This is a genomic window from Streptomyces caniscabiei, assembly GCF_014930365.1.
GTDB lineage: Bacteria > Actinomycetota > Actinomycetes > Streptomycetales > Streptomycetaceae > Streptomyces > Streptomyces caniscabiei.
Map to the genome: position 1 here is coordinate 410,084 of NZ_JABXWI010000005.1, position 17,779 is coordinate 427,862.

At 72.4% G+C, this 17,779-nt stretch carries 12 protein-coding genes; 4 read left to right on the forward strand and 8 right to left on the reverse strand.

Annotated features, from left to right (window positions below; genetic code table 11):
• Window positions 1-56: 56 nt before the first annotated feature.
• Window positions 57-707 (reverse strand): hypothetical protein, encoded by a 651-nt coding sequence (locus HW837_RS16895; protein ID WP_045555295.1) that lies wholly within the window; start codon window positions 705-707, stop codon window positions 57-59.
• Window positions 708-913: 206 nt separating this feature from the next.
• Here HW837_RS16895 and HW837_RS16900 point away from each other — a divergent pair, with 206 nt between their 5' ends.
• The gene (locus HW837_RS16900) at window positions 914-4,423 is read left to right on the forward strand and encodes a helix-turn-helix transcriptional regulator (RefSeq protein ID WP_193382474.1); all 3,510 of its coding nucleotides are present in this window, start codon (window positions 914-916) and stop codon (window positions 4,421-4,423) included.
• 157 nt (window positions 4,424-4,580) lie between these two features.
• Window positions 4,581-6,257, forward strand: a complete 1,677-nt coding sequence (locus HW837_RS16905) for an alkaline phosphatase D family protein (protein ID WP_193380786.1) — start codon at window positions 4,581-4,583, stop codon at window positions 6,255-6,257.
• A gap of 13 nt (window positions 6,258-6,270) precedes the next feature.
• Here the strand turns inward: HW837_RS16905 and HW837_RS16910 are convergent, their stop codons facing one another.
• On the reverse strand, window positions 6,271-6,840 hold the full coding sequence (locus tag HW837_RS16910; RefSeq protein WP_045555297.1) for a dienelactone hydrolase family protein: 570 nt from the start codon (window positions 6,838-6,840) through the stop codon (window positions 6,271-6,273).
• Window positions 6,841-6,959: 119 nt separating this feature from the next.
• On the opposite strand from HW837_RS16910, the gene HW837_RS16915 reads away from it, so the two are divergent.
• Window positions 6,960-8,087: a mechanosensitive ion channel family protein gene (locus tag HW837_RS16915; RefSeq protein ID WP_045555298.1), complete on the forward strand. Its 1,128-nt coding sequence runs from the start codon at window positions 6,960-6,962 to the stop codon at window positions 8,085-8,087.
• Window positions 8,088-8,092: 5 nt separating this feature from the next.
• Here the strand turns inward: HW837_RS16915 and HW837_RS16920 are convergent, their stop codons facing one another.
• From HW837_RS16920 to HW837_RS16945, 6 genes are all read right to left on the reverse strand, one after another.
• Entirely contained in the window at window positions 8,093-8,833 is a 741-nt protein-coding gene (locus HW837_RS16920; protein WP_193380785.1) for an SDR family NAD(P)-dependent oxidoreductase, read from the reverse strand.
• A 290-nt stretch (window positions 8,834-9,123) separates the two neighbouring features.
• Window positions 9,124-10,710: a Na+/H+ antiporter gene (locus tag HW837_RS16925; protein WP_093788273.1), complete on the reverse strand. Its 1,587-nt coding sequence runs from the start codon at window positions 10,708-10,710 to the stop codon at window positions 9,124-9,126.
• A 73-nt stretch (window positions 10,711-10,783) separates the two neighbouring features.
• A complete protein-coding gene (locus HW837_RS16930; protein WP_045555301.1) occupies window positions 10,784-11,260 on the reverse strand; it encodes a GNAT family N-acetyltransferase in 477 nt (158 codons plus the stop codon).
• A complete protein-coding gene (locus tag HW837_RS16935; RefSeq protein ID WP_045555302.1) occupies window positions 11,257-12,201 on the reverse strand; it encodes an RluA family pseudouridine synthase in 945 nt (314 codons plus the stop codon). The genes HW837_RS16930 and HW837_RS16935 overlap by 4 nt, the downstream gene beginning before the upstream one ends.
• A gap of 78 nt (window positions 12,202-12,279) precedes the next feature.
• The gene (lspA, locus tag HW837_RS16940) at window positions 12,280-12,888 is read right to left on the reverse strand and encodes a signal peptidase II (protein WP_045555303.1); all 609 of its coding nucleotides are present in this window, start codon (window positions 12,886-12,888) and stop codon (window positions 12,280-12,282) included.
• A gap of 81 nt (window positions 12,889-12,969) precedes the next feature.
• Complete coding sequence (locus tag HW837_RS16945; RefSeq protein ID WP_193380784.1) at window positions 12,970-13,806, reverse strand: TraR/DksA family transcriptional regulator; 837 nt, start codon at window positions 13,804-13,806, stop codon at window positions 12,970-12,972.
• A gap of 649 nt (window positions 13,807-14,455) precedes the next feature.
• Between HW837_RS16945 and ileS the strand changes: the two genes are divergently transcribed.
• Complete coding sequence (gene ileS, locus HW837_RS16950) at window positions 14,456-17,599, forward strand: isoleucine--tRNA ligase (protein WP_193380783.1); 3,144 nt, start codon at window positions 14,456-14,458, stop codon at window positions 17,597-17,599.
• Window positions 17,600-17,779: the final 180 nt, after the last annotated feature.

The window sequence follows — 17,779 nt, forward strand, 5'->3', positions numbered from 1 at the left end:
CGGCCGTAGCCGCGTGCTCGACGCGGCTACGGCTACGGCTACGGCTACGGCTACGGCTACGGCGCGATGTACGGCTTGACGCGGCCCCGGTAATCCTCGGACCGGACCTCGTTGTAGTACTTGTCGGCGTCCTCGTCGTCCGAGGTGAAGATGTAGACCGGGCACTCGTCCGACTCGACCTTGCCGCTGTACGTGTACTGCTCCTTGCCGGTGCGCGCCTCGACGACCCGCAGCCGGTAGGAGGTGTTGTACGTCTTGATCTTCAGCGGCTTGCCGTCGGCCTCCATGTCGCAGACCTTGCCGGTCGCGGTGGCCTTGGTGCGCTCGACACAGACGACCAGCTCCGCCTGGGCCGGCTTGTCCTCGTAGCCGAGGAACCAGCCCTTGGGGAAGTCCCCGTCGAGGGGCACGCTGCTGTTCCAGCCGTCGCCGGTGCTGTTCATGAGCTGCGCCGGATGCACGGTCTTCTTCGTACGGTCGTAGGCCGGCAGTCCCGCGAAGCCGAGTCCGTCCGCGCAGACCCGCTCCAGATCCTGGGTGGTCAGCGGAACCTCCGGCTCGTCGGCGGCGGCACCGGCCGACGACGAACCGCCGGCGCTGCCCCCACCGGAACTCCCGGTGCTCCCGGTGTTCCCCGCGGATGACGAACACCCGCTCAGGACCACGCCCAGCACTCCGGCGGCGACCCACACCCGGGCACGCTGCATCGACGACCTCCCTGCCGAAAAGAGAAAGAAGCAGGCAGGGCATGTCCCCCCGGGTCATGCCCTGTCCCCCTGCCCTGCCGGAACAGAAGCGTGCCGGACTCCGGCGCGCCGGGTATCGGGGAAGACCCCCCATGTAGTTGTGCGGCCCCTGTGAAAGTGGGGGCTACTCTGTACGCGCCTCGAAGAGGCGTGCGAGGAGTACGGGGTTGCCACGACCATCCCAACGGGGCGCAGGGGGCCTGGAGTTGTCGTCGTTCTCGGTGGAGCCGTCGTTCTCGTCGCTGTCCTCACCCGCCCTGGTCGGCAGGGAGGCGGAGCGCGAGCTGCTGACGGCCGTCGTCCGGTCGGGCCGGGACGGGCACGGCTCCTCGGTGTTCGTGCTGGGCGAGCCCGGCATCGGCAAGTCCCGGCTCGTCGAGGAGGCCGCGTCCGCCGCCGCGCGCACCGGGGCGCGTGTCCTGCGCGGGCGAGCCGCGTCCGCCGGGCGCGCGGTGCCGCTGCGCCCCCTCGCGGAGGCCGTGTTCTCCGGCCTACGGGGCGAGGGGGCGCCCTCGGACGGCGAACTGGGCCCCTACGAGCCCCTGCTGACCCGGCTCTGCGGGCTGGCACCGCAGGACGGCGCTCCCCTCGTCGGGTACGCCGAGGCGGTGCTGCGGCTGTTGCACGTCCTCGGCCGGGACGGCGGCTGCGTCCTGGTGCTGGAGGACCTGCACGACGCGGACGCCGACACGCTCGCCATCGTCGACTACCTGACGGACAACCTCTCCGGGCAGCGGACCGTCCTGCTGGCCACCCTGCGCGGCGAGTCCGGCCCGGCGCTCGCCCTCGCCGGGGCCGCCACGTCCCGCCGTACGGCCCGGACCATACGACTCGCCCGCCTGGGGGCGGCCGGCACCGCCGAGTTGGCGGCCCGCTGTCTGGGCCACGGCTCCGCCGAGGACGTCCCGGCCGCGGTACTGAACCGGCTGCACACCGTCTCCGAGGGTGTCCCCTTCGTGGTGGAGGAGCTGCTGCGCGCCATGGTCGACGGGGGCGGACTGGTCCGGGAGGGGGGCTCCCGCTGGGCGGTCGCCGGGTCGCTCGACGCCGGTGTCCCCGCCACCGTCGCCGCCGCCGTCCTGCAACGTGTGGACCAGCTGCCGCCCGCGGGTGTCGCCCTCCTGGAGGCGGCGGCGGTCCTCGGTCGACGCTTCCCCGTGGACGTCGCCGCACGCGCCGCCGGCCTGGACCGCGCCACCGCCCTCACCCAGCTCCGCCACGCCTCCCACGCCCACCTCGTCTCCGGCGCCACCACCCCCGCCGACCCCGGCTGGCACACCTTCCGCCACGCCCTCACGGCCGACGCCATCAGCGGCCGCCTGCTCCCCGCCGAAAGGGCGGCACTGTGCCTGGCGGCGGCCGACGCGATCGAGGGGACGTGGGGGGTGAGCGACGAGGAGGCGAGCCCTGCCGCGACGCACGCCGGTGGGGACACCCCGACACGCCCGATCACGCCGAGCACGACGCACCACGACACGCCCAGCAGGGGAGACACGGTGCCCTCCGGGAGACCCGGCGTCCCCGGCCCACCACACCGTGGCTCCGGCCCGGCCGACCTCCCCGACACACCGACGCACGGCCACAACCCCGACCCCGACCCCGACCCCGACCAGAGCAACAACAACAGCAACAGCACAGTCACCCGCCCCGGCGCACCGCGCCCCGCCCCCGAGCCGACCGGTCTCCCCCAAGCACCCTCCCGAGGCCCCGAGTCGGTCGACCCGCACGTCCCGACGCCCCGCGTCCCCGAGACAGCCGGCCCTCCCCACGCCCCGCCCGCCGAACCCGACTTCTCCGCCCTCGCCCTCGCCCAGCTCCCACCCCCCGCGCCCGCCCCGTCCGCCGCCCCGGCCCGCACCCCCCACCGCCCCCTCGGCGAGGAGACCAATGACGATCTGTACCGGCTCGCCGCGGAGTTGTGCGTAGCCGGTGGCCGGCCGGCGCGGGCGGCCGTGCTGCTCGCCCGGGCCGGTCGGCAGGCCGTCGCGCGGGGTGCGCTGCTGACCGCCGTGGAACTCCTCGACCGGGGCCTGGAACTGATCGCCGACACGCCGGACGCTCCCCCCGAGGCCGTGGCCCGGCTGCTGGAGGAGTTGCTCGGCACGCTGGTCCTCACCGGAGACGTACGGCGCGTATCCGAACTCGGTGACCGGCTGGACCGGGTCCTGACGGTCTCCGGCGCGCCGGCCGGCCGACGGGCGGCGGGTTTCCTGACCCGGGCGCGGGCCGCGGCGACCGCGCAGCAGTGGGAGGAGGGCCTGACCGCCGTACGGCGGGCGAGGGAGCTGCTCGGCGACACGCCCGACCCGGCGTCCCGCGCCGCGCTGGACGCGGTCGCCGCCCACCTGGTGCTCAACTCGCAGCGCCCGGACCGGCTGGAGAGCGCCCGCGCGCTCGCCGAGGGCGCCGTCGCGACCGCGGAGGAGGTGGGGCTGCCGGAGGTGGCGTGCAAGGCGCTGAACATGCTCGGCTACTGCCTGCGCCCCCGGGACCTGGGCGAGGCGGAGGACGCGTTCGCCCGGCTGGTCGCCACCGCCGAGGCCCACGCGCTGCCGGTGTGGCGGATCCGTGGCCTGCTGGAGCTGGGCGTTCTCGACCGTGTCCGGTTCACCGGCACGGACCGGCTGCTCGCCGCGCGCGCGGCTGCCGAGGACACCGGCGCGGTGCTCATGACCGCCTGGGCCGACATGCATCTGACCCTCTCCCACATCCTGCGCGACGAACACGACCGGGCCGCGGAGTCCGCGCGTCGCCTGCGGGAGACGGCCCGCCGACTGAGGTTGCGCGAGGTGGAGCTGATCGGCGCGGGCGTGGACGGCATCATCGCCGCGTCGCTCGGGGAGCGGGAGAGGCTCGACGCCACCCTGCGCACGCTGGAGCGCGCGCTCGCCGGGCGCAGCGCCGGGGCGCTCTGGGGTTACGCCGACACCTCGGTGTGGGGCTGGGCCCAGGGCGTCTGCTCCCTGCTGCGGGAGGAACCCGACCGCGCGCTGGCCGAGTTCACCGAGGCGGACGCCGTCATGCGGGCCCTGCCCAGCACCCGTGGCGTCACCGGTTTCCTCGGGCCGTACCTCCTGCTGCGCACCCTGCGCGGCACGGCCGACTGGGGCGAACTCGACGGCCCCGGCACCGAACGACTCGCCCAGGTCCACTGGGACCGCCCCTTCGCCGGCTGGTCCCGGGCCGTCCTGCTGGGCCGCGAGGGCCGCAGCGCGGAGGCCGCCAAGGCGGCGGAGGAGGCTCTGACCGGCACCGCCGCGATCCCGCTGGCCGCCCACCTCTGTCTGCGGCTGGGCGCCCAGGCCGCGCTCGCCGACGGCTGGGGCCGGCCCGTCGAATGGCTGCGCGCCGCCGAGCAGTTCTTCCACGAGCGGGGCACGACCCGCGTGTCCGCCGCGTGCCGGGCGCTGCTGCGCGACGCCGGCGCGCCCGTGCCGCGCCGCCGCCAGGGCCACGACACGATCCCGCGAGAGCTGCGCCGCGTGGGGGTCACGGCCCGGGAGTACGAGGTGCTGCGCCTGCTCGCCGCCCGGCTCGGCAACCAGGAGATCGCCGACCACCTCTTCCTCTCCCCGCGCACCGTGGAGAAGCACCTCGCCAGCCTCCGCCACCGCACCGACAGTCCCGACCGTGCGGCCCTGATCACCCTGGCCAGACGCTACGCCGAGGACAGGTGACCGCCGGGGCACCGGCTCACCGCAGACCACGAAGCCCGGTCCGTCGGCCCGCGTTCGCGTGCCCGGTATGACGAACAATGCACGACCGTCTGAACATTGGGCGGATTTCGGGCTTCTGTCTTACCTTCGGCCCTACTCATCAGTAATCTCATCCGCCGTGACCAGTCGCAGATCTCACTCCAGCCCCGATTCCCCGACCCGGCCCACGAGTTCGCCCGCCCCGAGCCGCCGTACGGTGGTCAAGGCGGCCACGGCCGGCGCCGTCCTCGCGGCACCGCTGGCGGCCGCGATACCGGCGCGCGCGGCGGAGACCCCCGCCTTCCTGCACGGGGTCGCCTCCGGCGACCCGCTGCCCGACGGTGTCCTGCTGTGGACCCGGGTGACGCCCACCGCCGCCGCGCTGCCCGGCTCCGGTGTCGGCCCGGACGTCGAGGTCGGCTGGACCGTCGCCCTGGACAAGGCGTTCACCCGCGTCGTCGCCAGGGGATCGACGACCGCGAGCGCCTCCTCCGACCACACCGTCAAGGCGGACGTACGCGGTCTGGCGCCCGCCACGGACTACTGGTTCCGATTCTCCGCCGGCGGCACCGACTCGCCCGCCGCCCGCACCCGCACCGCCCCGGCCGCCGACGCCGCCGTCACGGGGCTGCGCTTCGGCGTGGTGTCCTGCGCCAACTGGGAGGGCGGGTACTTCGCGGCCTACCGTCATCTCGCCGCGCGCGGCGACCTGGACGCGTGGCTGCACCTCGGCGACTACATCTACGAGTACGGCACCGGCGCGTACGGCACCCGCGACAAGGTCGTACGACCGCACGCACCGAGTCACGAGATCGTCTCCCTCGCCGACTACCGTGTCCGGCACGCCCGTTACAAGACCGACCCCGATCTCCAGGCCCTGCACGCGGCCGCGCCGGTCGTCGCCATCTGGGACGACCACGAGATCGCCAACGACACCTGGTCGGGCGGCGCCGAGAACCACACCGAGGGCGCGGAGGGCACCTGGGCGGCCCGTCAGTCGGCGGCCAAGCGGGCCTACTTCGAGTGGATGCCGGTGCGCCCGGCGGTCGCGGGCACCACCTACCGCCGGCTGCGCTTCGGCAAGCTCGTCGACCTCTCGCTGCTCGACCTGCGCTCCTTCCGGTCGCAGCAGGTGGGCGTGGGCGAAGGCGAGGTCGACGACCCGGACCGTACGCTGACCGGCCGGGCCCAGCTCGACTGGCTGAAGGCCGGGCTGAAGTCCTCCGACACGACCTGGCGTCTGGTCGGCAACTCGGTGATGATCGCCCCGTTCGCGATCGGCAACCTCACGGCCGACCTCTTCGAGCCCCTCGCCGAACTGCTGGGGCTGCCGAAGGAGGGGCTCGCCCTCAATCCGGACCAGTGGGACGGCTACACCGACGACCGCCGCGAACTCCTCGCCCATCTGCGGGCGAACGTCATCCGCAACACCGTCTTCCTCACCGGCGACATCCACATGGCCTGGGCCAACGACGTACCGGTCGACGCCGGTACGTATCCGCTGTCGGCCTCCGCCGCCACCGAGTTCGTGGTCACGTCGGTCACCTCCGACAACCTGGACGACCTCGTCAAGGTCCCCGAGGGCACCGTCTCCGCGCTGGCCTCCCCGCTGATCCGCGCCGCCAACCGGCACGTCCACTGGGTCGACACCGACCGGCACGGCTACGGCGTCCTGGACATCACCGCCGCGCGGGCGCAGATGGACTTCTACGTCCTGTCCGACCGCACGAAGGCCGGCGCGACCTCGTCCTGGGCGCGCTCGTACCGGACGCGGAGCGGGACTCAGAAGGTCGAGCGGACGTACGACCCCGTGTGATCCCGCCCACGGCTCAGAGCGTGCCGAGGAAGCCGAGCGCCACCTGCCAGGTGGCCTCGGCGGCCTCCTCGTCGTAGTCGGGGAGGTCGGGGTCGGTGTAGAGGTGGCCGGCACCGGCGTATCGATAGACCTCGACATCGGCGCCGGCCTTGCGCATCTGGAGATACCAGGCGCTCAGCCAGTCGTCGGGCTCGAAGGGGTCGGGCTCGGCGACGTGCAGTTGAACCGGCAGGTCGTCCACGGACGCGGTGGCGGCGATGTCCGACGTGCCGTGCAGGAGCAGCAGCCCGCGCGCGTTCTTGTCGCCGAGGGCCAGGGTCTGCGCGACGGCGGCACCGAGCGAGAACCCGGCGTAGACGAGCCCTCGTTCCGAGTAGGGCGCGGCGGCCAGGACCGCCCGCTTGAGAATCTCCTCACGGCCCAGCTCCTCGTTGAGGGCCCTGCCGTCCTCGACCGTGTCGAACGTCCGGCCGCCGAAGAGGTCGGGGGTCCACACCTCGTGTCCGGCGGCGCGCAGCCGGTCCGCGGCCTGGCGTACCGCGGGCCGCAGACCGTAGGTCGAGTGGAAGAGCACGATGTTCATGAGGCCATGGTGCCAGCCGGGTCCGACAGCGGGTCCGCCGACCGGTCCCGGCGCCCGTACCCCGAGCGCGGCCGAAGTCACATGTTCATGACCCCGCGAGGCCGGTTACGTTCGAAGGCATGGAGAACCTACTCCGCCCATTGATCGTCATCGGCGGCTCGGTCGTCCTCACGCTGCTCATCGGCTGGACGACCGACCTGCTGCTGCGCAAGGCGGACCAGCGGCACCACGAGACACCTCTGTGGGGCCTGCTGCGCCGCGGCCGCATCCCCTACCAACTGGTCCTGTGCGCGGCCTTCCTCAGAGCTTCGTACGACGAGGCCCAACTGCTGGAGCAGCACCGCACCGCCGTCGGCCGCACCCTGACGCTGGTGCTGATCGGCGCGACGGCCTGGCTGGTGATCCGCATCGCGGCGGCGATAGTGGAGACGACGTACAGCCGCTACGCCCGCACCCACCGCGATCCGGCCCGGGTACGCCGGGTGCGGACCCAGGTGACGCTGATCATGCGGGTCGTCTCGGCGATCGTCGGTGTGGTGGCGGTGGCGTCGATGCTGCTGACCTTCCCGGCGATGCGCGCGGCCGGCGCCTCACTGCTGGCCTCGGCCGGACTGCTGGGCATCGTCGCCGGTATCGCCGCGCAGTCCACGCTGAGCAACCTCTTCGCCGGGCTGCAGATCGCCTTCGGCGACATGGTCCGCCTCGGTGACGTGGTCGTCGTGGAGGGCGAGTGGGGCACGATCGACGAGATCACCCTCACGTTCCTCACGGTCCGCACCTGGGACGAGCGCCGGATCACGATGCCTGTGTCGTACTTCACCTCGAAGCCGTTCGAGAACTGGTCCCGGGGCGGCGCCCAGATGACCGGCACGGTCTTCCTGCACGTCGACCACGCGGCGCCGCTGGCCGCGATGCGCGACCGGCTCCGCGACATCCTGCGTGCCTGCCCCGCCTGGGACGGCCGCCACTACGACCTGACGGTCACCGACTCGACGCCCTCCACCATGGAGGTGCGGGCCCTGGTGACGGCGAAGGACCCGGACGACCTGTGGACCGTCCGCGTCGCCGTCCGCGAACAGCTCATCCACTGGCTCACCGAGACCCACCCGTACGCCCTCCCCCGCGTCAACACGGCCGACGCGGTCCTTCCCCCGACCCACCCCCACTCCCACAACGGCGACGGCACGGCCCTCCGCGCCCACCGGAGCCGCGTCCACGAGCCCCCGAGGGCCCCGGGCCGGGGGTGAGAGCGTCAGTGCCCGCGCTCGGCGCCCCCGTTGACCTGGACGATCTGCGCGGTGACATGTCCGGCGCCGGGTGAGGCGAGCCAGTGCAGCGTGTCGGCGACGTCCGCGGGCGTACCGGCCCGGCCCGTCGAGGTCTCCGCGACGAGCCGGGCCCGCCGCGCCTCCTCCACCGGACCGCCGAAGAACTCGGTGTCCTCCACATAGCCGGGCGCCACGACGTTCACCGTGATGCCGCGCGGCCCGAACTCCCGCGCGAGATCGAAGGCGTACGGATGCAGCGCCGCCTTGGACCCGGCGTACGCCCCACTCCCGGACCCCCGATACGCCGCGATCGACGACAGGAAGAGCACCCGTCCGCCAGGCGAGGCCAGCCGGTCCCGCAGCGCCTCGGTGAGCAGGACGGCGGTCAGCGTGTTCAGCCGGAAGTTGACGCTCCAGGCGTGCGCGACGGCATCGAGCGGATCACCGCCGTCCACTGCGGGCTCCAGCCCGCCGTTCCCCCCGGCACTGTGGATCAGCACATCCACGGTCCCGAACTCCGCCGCGACGAACTCGGCGACCCCCCGCACGCTCTCCGTGTCGGAGAGGTCGGCCGCGTACACGAGCGCGCCGGCCACCCCCGCCTTCTGCAGCACCTCCAGCCGCCGCCCGACCAACAACACCCGGTCCCCACCGGCCGCGAACACCTCCGCCGCCGCGCGCCCGATCCCCGTCCCTCCACCACTGATCACCACATTGCGAGCCATACCCCCGACCCTACAAACCCCCAACTCCCCGCAACCCACGCCTCGGCGCCCCCCATCCCCTAGTCACAAACACGTCACACAACGCCCCCACCGAACCCGCAGCCGCAGCCGCCAATAGTCACCAACCCCCACAAGAAACCCGCACCCCTCCACCAGGGAGCCACGGGCGGCGCGCGGGCGGGCGACTACCCAACCCGCAGCCGCCAACGACGCCCAACCCCCCACAAGAGACCCCTACCTCTCCAGCGAGGAGTCACGGGCGGGCGCGGGTGGGCAAGGCGCCCCGCAACTCACCGCAGGCTGCGCACATCCAAATGCCGCAGCACCCGGTCCACGACCTCAGGATCCGCCCCCGGCTCACTCCGCGCGGCCAGCACCTCGTGCCGCGCCGCACTCAACATCTCGCCCTGGATCCGCCGCATCCGGCGAAGCCTCCGCACCCGCTGCTCGTGCCCCTCCCGGCGCTCGTCCTCCCCCACCTCCGGACTGATCCGCACCCCGATCTCGAAGGCCCGCCGCAGCAGCCGCTCGGACATCTCCTCCGGCAGCTCCTCCACCTCCTCGATCTCCTTCAGCCGCCGCTTCGCCGCCTTCGCCGCCCGCACCGCCAACGCCTTCTCGAACTCCTTCTCGACCCCCTCGTCGGCCCGCACCCCCAGCCACCGCACCAGCCGCGGCAGCGTCAGCCCCTGCAGCACCAGCGTCGCCATGATCACCCCGAACGCGATGAACACGATCTCGTCCCGGTCCGGGAACGGCGCCCCGCTGTCCGTCTCCAGCGGAATCGCCAGCGCCAGCGCCACGGAGGCCACCCCCCGCATCCCCGACCACCACATCACCACGGTCTCGCGCCACGACATCGGGATCTCCTCGTCGTAGTCGCGCTTGGCGTGCAACCGCCGCGCCAGCCAGGTCGCCGGCAGCAGCCACAGCAGCCGTACGAACACGACGACGACCACGACGGCCGCCGCCCAGCCGAGCATCTCGCCCCACCGTCCGGACGCCGTACGGATCGCGTTGTGCAGTTCCAGCCCGATCAGCCCGAAGGCGACACCGGTGACCAGCGTGTCCACGACGTCCCAGACGGTGTGCCCGGCGAGCCGCGTCAGGACGTCGTCCGCGCCGAGCGCGTACTCCGCGAGGAACAGCGCGGTCGTGAGCACCGCGAGCACCCCGGACCCGTGGAGCTCCTCGGCCATGACGTACGACGCGTACGGCACGAGCAGGGTCAGCCCGATCTGCAGCGTCGCGTCCTCGAGGAAGTCCATCAGCTTGTTGGCCGCCCAGCCGAGCCCGATCCCCACGGCGAGCGCGACGACGGCCGACAGCACGAGCTGGAGCGCGGCGTCCGGCCAGGAGAACGATCCGCTGACGGCCGCGGCGATGGCCACGTGGTAGAGCACGATGGCCGTGACGTCGTTGAAGAGACCCTCACCCTCCAGTATCGACACCAGCCGTCGCGGCAGCCCCAGTTGGCCGGCCACGGCGGTCGCCGCCACCGGGTCGGGCGGCGCGACGAGGGCGCCGAGCGCCACGGCCGCCGCGATGGGCAGCCCGGGCACGATCGCGTTCGCCACGACGGCCACCGCGGCCGTGGTCACGAACACCAGCGCCACGGCCAGCAGGAGGATCGGCCGCAGGTTGGCGGTGAACTGCCGCCAGGACGTCCGCCGCACCGCCGCGTACAGCAGCGGTGGCAGCAGCAGCGGCAGGATGAGCTCCGGCGGGATCTCCACATTGGGCACGAACCCGGGCAGGGCCAGGGCGATGCCCAGCAGCGTCATCAGCACCGGCGCGGGCAGCTTCAGCCGCTCCCCCACCGGCACACTGACCACGGCCCCGACCAGCAACACGAAGAACAGGGCCAATTGATCCATGGGGGCGCTCCGCTGGTGCTAGACGATCTCGACAGACCGGATGCCCAGGGTGCCCCACCCGCACCGCGGAAGGCTAAAGCCTGCGCCGCATCGCGCGATGAGGTATCCCCGCGTCCGAGAACTCCGGTCCGTACGCCGCATACCCCAGCCGCTCGTAGAAACCCAGCGCGTGTGTCTGGGCCCCCAGGTCGACCGCGGTCAGCCCGCGCTCCCGCGCCGCCTCCTCGACGGCCCGCACCAGCGCGACCCCGACGCCCAGCCCCCGGGCCTCCGCCACGACGGCGAGCCGCCCCAGGGACCCCACACCCAGCTCCCCACCGGTCTTGCCGGCGGCGGCCTCCCCGTACAGCAGCCGGCCGGCCCCGAGGGGTGTCCCGTCGTCCCGCACGGCGAGCACATGCACGGCCCCGGCGTCGTACGCGTCGTACTCCAGGTCCTCCGGCACGCCCTGCTCGACGACGAAGACCTGCCCCCGCACCGCGAAGCAGGCCTCGCGGTCAGCGGGTCCGTCGGCGACGCGCACCTCGTAGGACACCGGCGCGGGGCTCACGCGTACGTCTCCTCACGGACCTTGTCCAGGGCCGTCTGCAGATCGGCCGGGTAGTCGCTCTCGAACTCGACCCAGCTGCCGTCCCCGGGGTGCTCGAACCCGAGCCGTACGGCCTGCAGCCACTGGCGGGTGATACCGAGCCGCTTGGCGAGCGTCGGGTCGGCGCCGTACGTCAGGTCGCCGACGCAGGGGTGCCGGTGGGCGGACATGTGGACGCGGATCTGGTGGGTGCGCCCGGTCTCCAGCTTGATGTCGAGCAGGGAGGCGGCGCGGAACGCCTCGATCAGGTCGTAGTGCGTGACCGACGGCTTGCCCTCGGCGGTGACGGCCCACTTGTAGTCGTGGTTCGGGTGCCGCCCGATCGGCGCGTCGATGGTGCCGCTCGTGGGGTCGGGGTGGCCCTGGACCAGCGCGTGGTAGCGCTTGTCGACCGTGCGCTCCTTGAACTGGCGCTTCAGGGACGTGTACGCGTACTCCGACTTGGCGACCACCATGAGGCCCGAGGTGCCCACGTCGAGCCGGTGCACGATGCCCTGGCGCTCGGCGGCGCCGGAGGTCGAGATGCGGTACCCGGCGGCGGCGAGCCCGCCGATGACGGTGGGCCCCGACCAGCCGGGGCTGGGGTGCGCGGCCACGCCGACCGGCTTGACGATCACGACCACGTCGTCGTCGTCGTGGACGATCTCCATGCCCTCGACCGGCTCGGCGACGACCTGCACCGGCGCGGGTGCCTGCGGCATCTCGACCTCCAGCCAGGCCCCGCCGTGCACCCGCTCGGACTTGCCGACCACCGACCCGTCGACCGTGACCTTCCCCGCGGCGGCGAGCTCGGCCGCCTTGGTGCGGGAGAAGCCGAACATGCGGGAGATGGCGGCGTCGACACGCTCGCCCTCCAGGCCGTCGGGCACGGGCAGGGTACGGATCTCGGGAATCGTGCTCACCCGACGAGTATGCCGGACCGCCACGACACGCCCGACCGCGCCTGTGGAAAACCCCGTCGCCCCCGGTGCCCGGTGGGCTCAGTCCTTGTGGACGGTCCCGTCCGGGTCGAGCCCCCGGAACGACAGCAGCACGATCAGGATGCCGCCGCACACGATGGCCGAGTCCGCGAGGTTGAAGACCGCGAAGCCCTTCGGCGCGATGAAGTCGACGACCGCGCCCTCGAAGACACCCGGCGACCGGAAGATCCGGTCGGTGAGGTTGCCCAGCGCGCCGCCGAGCAGCAGACCGAGCGCGATCGCCCAGGGCAGGCTGTAGAGCTTGCGGGCCAGGCGGGCGATGACCAGGATCACGATCGCCGCGATCATCGTGAAGATGATCGTGAAGGCCTCGCCGAAGCCGAAGGCCGCGCCCGCGTTGCGGATGGCCTCGAACTTCAGCCAGTCCCCGATGATCTCGATCGGTTCGTGGTGCTCCAGCTTCGCGACCACGATCATCTTGCTGACCAGGTCGAGCGCGTACGCCAGCGCGGCGACCCCGAACAGCACGGCGATCCGGCGCCTGCCGCGCGGCTGCGCGGTGGCCTCGGCCCGCTGGGCCGCGACGTCGACGCCGTCGGACTGCTCCGGGTCGGCCCCCGCCGCGTCTGGAATGTCCGGCGTACCGATGATGCGCTCCGCCTCTGCCACGTGAGTCCCTCAACCTAGGTTCCTGACTGAGGACAAAGGTACGACACACCCGCCGCGGACCAGGGGCTCAGGCGGTGATCGCTAGCGCCGTTCCTGCTTCTGCTTGCACTCCACGCACAGGGTGGCCCGGGGGAAGGCCTGCATTCGCGCCTTTCCGATGGGATTGCCGCAGTTCTCGCAGAGTCCGTAGGTGCCGGAGGCGAGCCGGTCCAGGGCACGCTCGGTCTGGTCGAGCATCTCGCGCGCGTTGTGCGCGAGGGACAGCTCGTGCTCGCGCGTGATGTTCTTGGCGCCGGTGTCGGCCTGGTCGTCGCCCGCGCCGTCCCCGGAGTCCCGCATCAGACCTGTCAGGGCCCGCTCGGAGGCCTCCAGCTCGGTCCTCAGCCGCATCGCCTCGGACTGCAGCTCCGTCCGGGCCTCGGCCACCTCCTCGGGGCTCCAGGGGTCCTCACCGGGGCGTACCGCCAGCTCGCCGGGCTCCACAGCGGCGGGCCGTGCCTTGGGGACGGCGGTGGGCTTCTTCTTCGCCGCCGTAGCCGTACCAGGAGTGTTCTTCGCAACCACCGTCGTGGCTCCCGTCGTCTCGGCGGCCTCGGCCGCGTCCGCCTTCTTGACCGTGCTCTTCGTCGCAGAGGTGCTCTTCTTGGCCGCCGTCGCCTTCTTGGCCGCGGCCTTCCCGGCGGCCGACGCGCCGCCGGCCGAGTCGCCACCGGCGGCTTTCCGGCCGGCCGACTTCCCGGCGTCCGACCTACCGGCCGCGGCCTTCCCGGCCACCGCCTTCGTGGCCACCGCCTTCTTCGCCACCCGCTTCTTGCCGGCCACCTTCACCGCCGCGGCCTTCTGCCCCTCGTCCCCGCCGGAGGCCACCGTGGATCCGCCGGACGCCGACTGCTGTACGGCGGTCTTCTTCGCCACCATGGCCGCGCCCCTTCACATATTGTGATCTTGCACGCGTATCGTGCTGGGACGATAAATCGACCCGAGTCCCGCGGCAACGGGGCAGACCACCTGTTTCACCCGTCCCGCAAACGTCGCGCGACGAGCCTGCAAGCGTTGTGCCCAGCTCCCCGCCGGGTATTCCGCCGCGCCGCACGTCCCAGGATCCGGACGCCCGACCCGCTCCATTCGGGTCACCCCGCAGGTCACCCCGCCCCCGCCCGGCGGACCGGGCCGAAGCCCCGCCGCACCGCCCCCGCGGCCGCCGGAAATCCGGTCGGCCGCTGTCCGTACGGCGCCGTACACTGGGCGGAGCGAGAAGCGTGGATGGGGACGAGTAGCGTCGTACGCAGCCCAGAGCGACCCGGGGACGGTGGAAGCCCGGGGGCGAGCGCGATGTGAAGATCACCCCGGAGCCGCCGGAAGAAAGCCGCAGCCCCTGTCGCACACCGTGGGGCACGGCGAGTAGACCCGGTATCGCGACCTCAACGAGGGGGTTCACCGGTGCGTACGGCGCGCGGGGGAGCCAAGGAGGGTGGTACCGCGGGAGCGCGCCGCACACGGCGTTCGAAGGATCGAAGCTCTCGTCCCTCCGACGGAAGGCAGCAAGTCCGTTGGAGGAAGCCCGCTCATGACAGAGCCGACGTACCGCCAGGTGCCCGCCCAGGTCGATCTGCCCGCGCTCGAGCACGCGGTGCTCGACTTCTGGCGCGAGCAGAAGATCTTCGCCAAGAGCCTGGAGCAGTCCGAGGGCCGCCCCGAGTGGGTGTTCTACGAGGGCCCGCCCACCGCCAACGGCATGCCGGGCGCGCACCACATCGAGGCGCGCGTCTTCAAGGACGTCTTCCCCCGCTTCCGCACCATGCGCGGCTACCACGTGGCCCGCAAGGCCGGCTGGGACTGCCACGGCCTCCCCGTGGAGCTGGCGGTCGAGAAGGAGCTGGGCTTCAACGGCAAGAAGGACATCGAGGCGTACGGCATCGCCGAGTTCAACGCCAAGTGCCGTGACTCCGTGCTCCGCCACACCGACGCGTTCTCCGACCTGACGACCCGCATGGGCTACTGGGTCGACCTCGACGACGCGTACGTGACCATGGAGCCCGAGTACATCGAGTCCGTCTGGTGGTCGCTGAAGGAGATCTTCAACAAGGGCCTGCTGGTCCAGGACCACCGCGTGGCCCCCTGGTGCCCCCGCTGCGGCACCGGCCTGTCGGACCACGAGCTGGCGCAGGGCTACGAGACGGTCGTGGACCCCTCGGTGTACGTCCGTTTCCCGCTCACCTCCGGTCCGCTCGCGGGCGAGGCCGCGCTCCTGGTGTGGACGACCACGCCGTGGACGCTGGTGTCCAACACCGCGGTCGCCGCCCACCCCGAGGTCACCTACGTGGTCGCCACGGACGGCACCGAGAAGCTCGTCGTCGCCGAGCCGCTCGTCGCCAAGGCGCTCGGCGAGGGCTGGGAGACCACCGGCCAGTCGTTCACCGGCGCCGAGATGGAGCGTTGGACCTATCAACGTCCGTTCGAGCTCGTGGAGTTCCCCGAGCCCGCCCATTTCGTGGTGAACGCCGAGTACGTGACCACCGAGGACGGCACGGGTCTGGTCCACCAGTCCCCCGCCTTCGGTGAGGACGACCTCAAGGTGTGCCGGGCGTACGGCCTGCCGGTGATCAACCCGGTCCGCCCGGACGGCACGTTCGAGGAGGACGTCCCGCTGGTCGGCGGCGTCTTCTTCAAGAAGGCGGACGAAAGGCTCACCGAGGACCTCCAGACCCGGGGCCTGCTGTTCAAACACATCCCGTACGAGCACAGCTACCCCCACTGCTGGCGCTGCCACACCGCGCTCCTCTACTACGCGCAGCCGTCCTGGTACATCCGCACCACCGCCGTCAAGGACCGCCTCCTCCAGGAGAACGAGAAGACCAACTGGTTCCCCGACACGGTCAAGCACGGCCGCTTCGGCGACTGGCTGAACAACAACATCGACTGGGCGCTGTCCCGCAACCGCTACTGGGGCACCCCCCTGCCGATCTGGCGCTGCGAGGAGGGCCACCTCACCTGCGTGGGGTCCCGCGAGGAGCTGAGCCGGCTCTCCGGCACCGACCAGTCGGAGCTGGACCCGCACCGCCCCTTCATCGACGCGGTCACCTTCGCGTGCCCCGAGGGCGGCTGCGCCGCCACCGCCACCCGCGTCCCGGAGGTCATCGACGCCTGGTACGACTCGGGCTCGATGCCGTTCGCGCAGTGGGGCTACCCGTACAAGAACAAGGAACTCTTCGAGTCCCGCTACCCGGCCCAGTTCATCAGCGAGGCCATCGACCAGACCCGCGGCTGGTTCTACACGCTGATGGCGGTCGGCACCCTGGTCTTCGACAAGTCGTCCTACGAGAACGTCGTCTGCCTCGGCCACATCCTCGCCGAGGACGGCCGCAAGATGTCCAAGCACCTGGGCAACATCCTCCAGCCGATCCCGCTCATGGACCAGCACGGCGCCGACGCCGTCCGCTGGTTCATGGCGGCCGGCGGCTCCCCCTGGGCGGCCCGCCGCGTCGGCCACGGCACCATCCAGGAGGTCGTCCGAAAGACGCTCCTCACGTACTGGAACACGGTGGCCTTCCAGGCCCTGTACGCCCGTACGTCGAACTGGGCGCCCAGCGCGGCGGACCCGGCCCCGGCCGACCGCCCGGTCCTGGACCGCTGGCTGCTCTCCGAGCTGCACGCCCTCACCGACCAGGTGACCGGGGCCCTGGAGGCCTACGACACCCAGCGCGCCGGGAAGCTCCTCTCGGCGTTCGTCGACGACCTGTCCAACTGGTACGTCCGCCGGTCGCGCCGCCGCTTCTGGCAGGGCGACAAGGCCGCGCTGCGCACCCTGCACGAGGTCGTCGAGACGGTCACGAAGCTGATGGCCCCGCTGACCCCGTTCATCACCGAGCGGGTCTGGCAGGACCTGATCGTGCCGGTCTCCCCGAGCGCCCCCGAGTCGGTGCACCTGGCCTCCTGGCCGGAGGCGGACCTCTCCGCGATCGACCCCGAGCTGTCCCGGCAGATGGTCCTGGTGCGCCGCCTGGTCGAGCTGGGCCGTGCCACGCGCGCGGAGTCGGGCGTCAAGACCCGCCAGCCCCTCTCCCGCGCCCTGGTGGCGGCGACGGGCTTCGGCGCCCTGAACCCCGAGCTGCACGCGCAGATCACGGAGGAGCTGAACGTCAGCTCGCTGGCCTCCCTCTCCGAGGTCGGCGGCTCCCTGGTGGACACCACCGCCAAGGCCAACTTCCGCGCGCTGGGCAAGCGCTTCGGCAAGCGCGTCCAGGACGTGGCCAAGGCCGTGGCGAACGCCGACGCGGCCGCCCTGTCGCTGGCCCTGCGCGAGGGCACGGCGACGGTCGAGGTGGACGGCGAGACCATCAGCCTCGCCCCGGACGAGGTGATCATCACCGAGACCCCGCGCGAGGGCTGGTCGGTCGCCTCGGACTCCGGCGCGACGGTGGCGCTGGACCTGGAGATCACGGAGGAGCTCCGCCGGGCGGGCCTGGCCCGTGACGCGATCCGTCTGATCCAGGAGGCCCGCAAGAACAGCGGCCTGGACGTGGCCGACCGCATCGCCCTGCGCTGGGAGGCGACGGACCCGGCGGTCGCCGCGGCCCTGACCGAGCACTCGGCCCTGATCGCGGACGAGGTCCTGGCGACGGACTTCGCCCAGGACGAGGCCGACGACACGTACGGCGCCCCGTTCACGGACGAGCCCCTGACACTGACGTTCCGCCTGCGCAAGGTCTGACACCTGACCGCGCCCCTGACGGGGCGCGGTCAGCTCCCAGTCCTGCCGCGCGTAGCTGCGCCCACCACCGGGCAACCACGAAGGCCCGGGGCACCGAAGAAATCCGGCGCCCCGGGCCTTCGGCGTTGCACACGTCGAACATCCGCCCACACCTACACGACAAAGGGCGGGGCCCCGGAT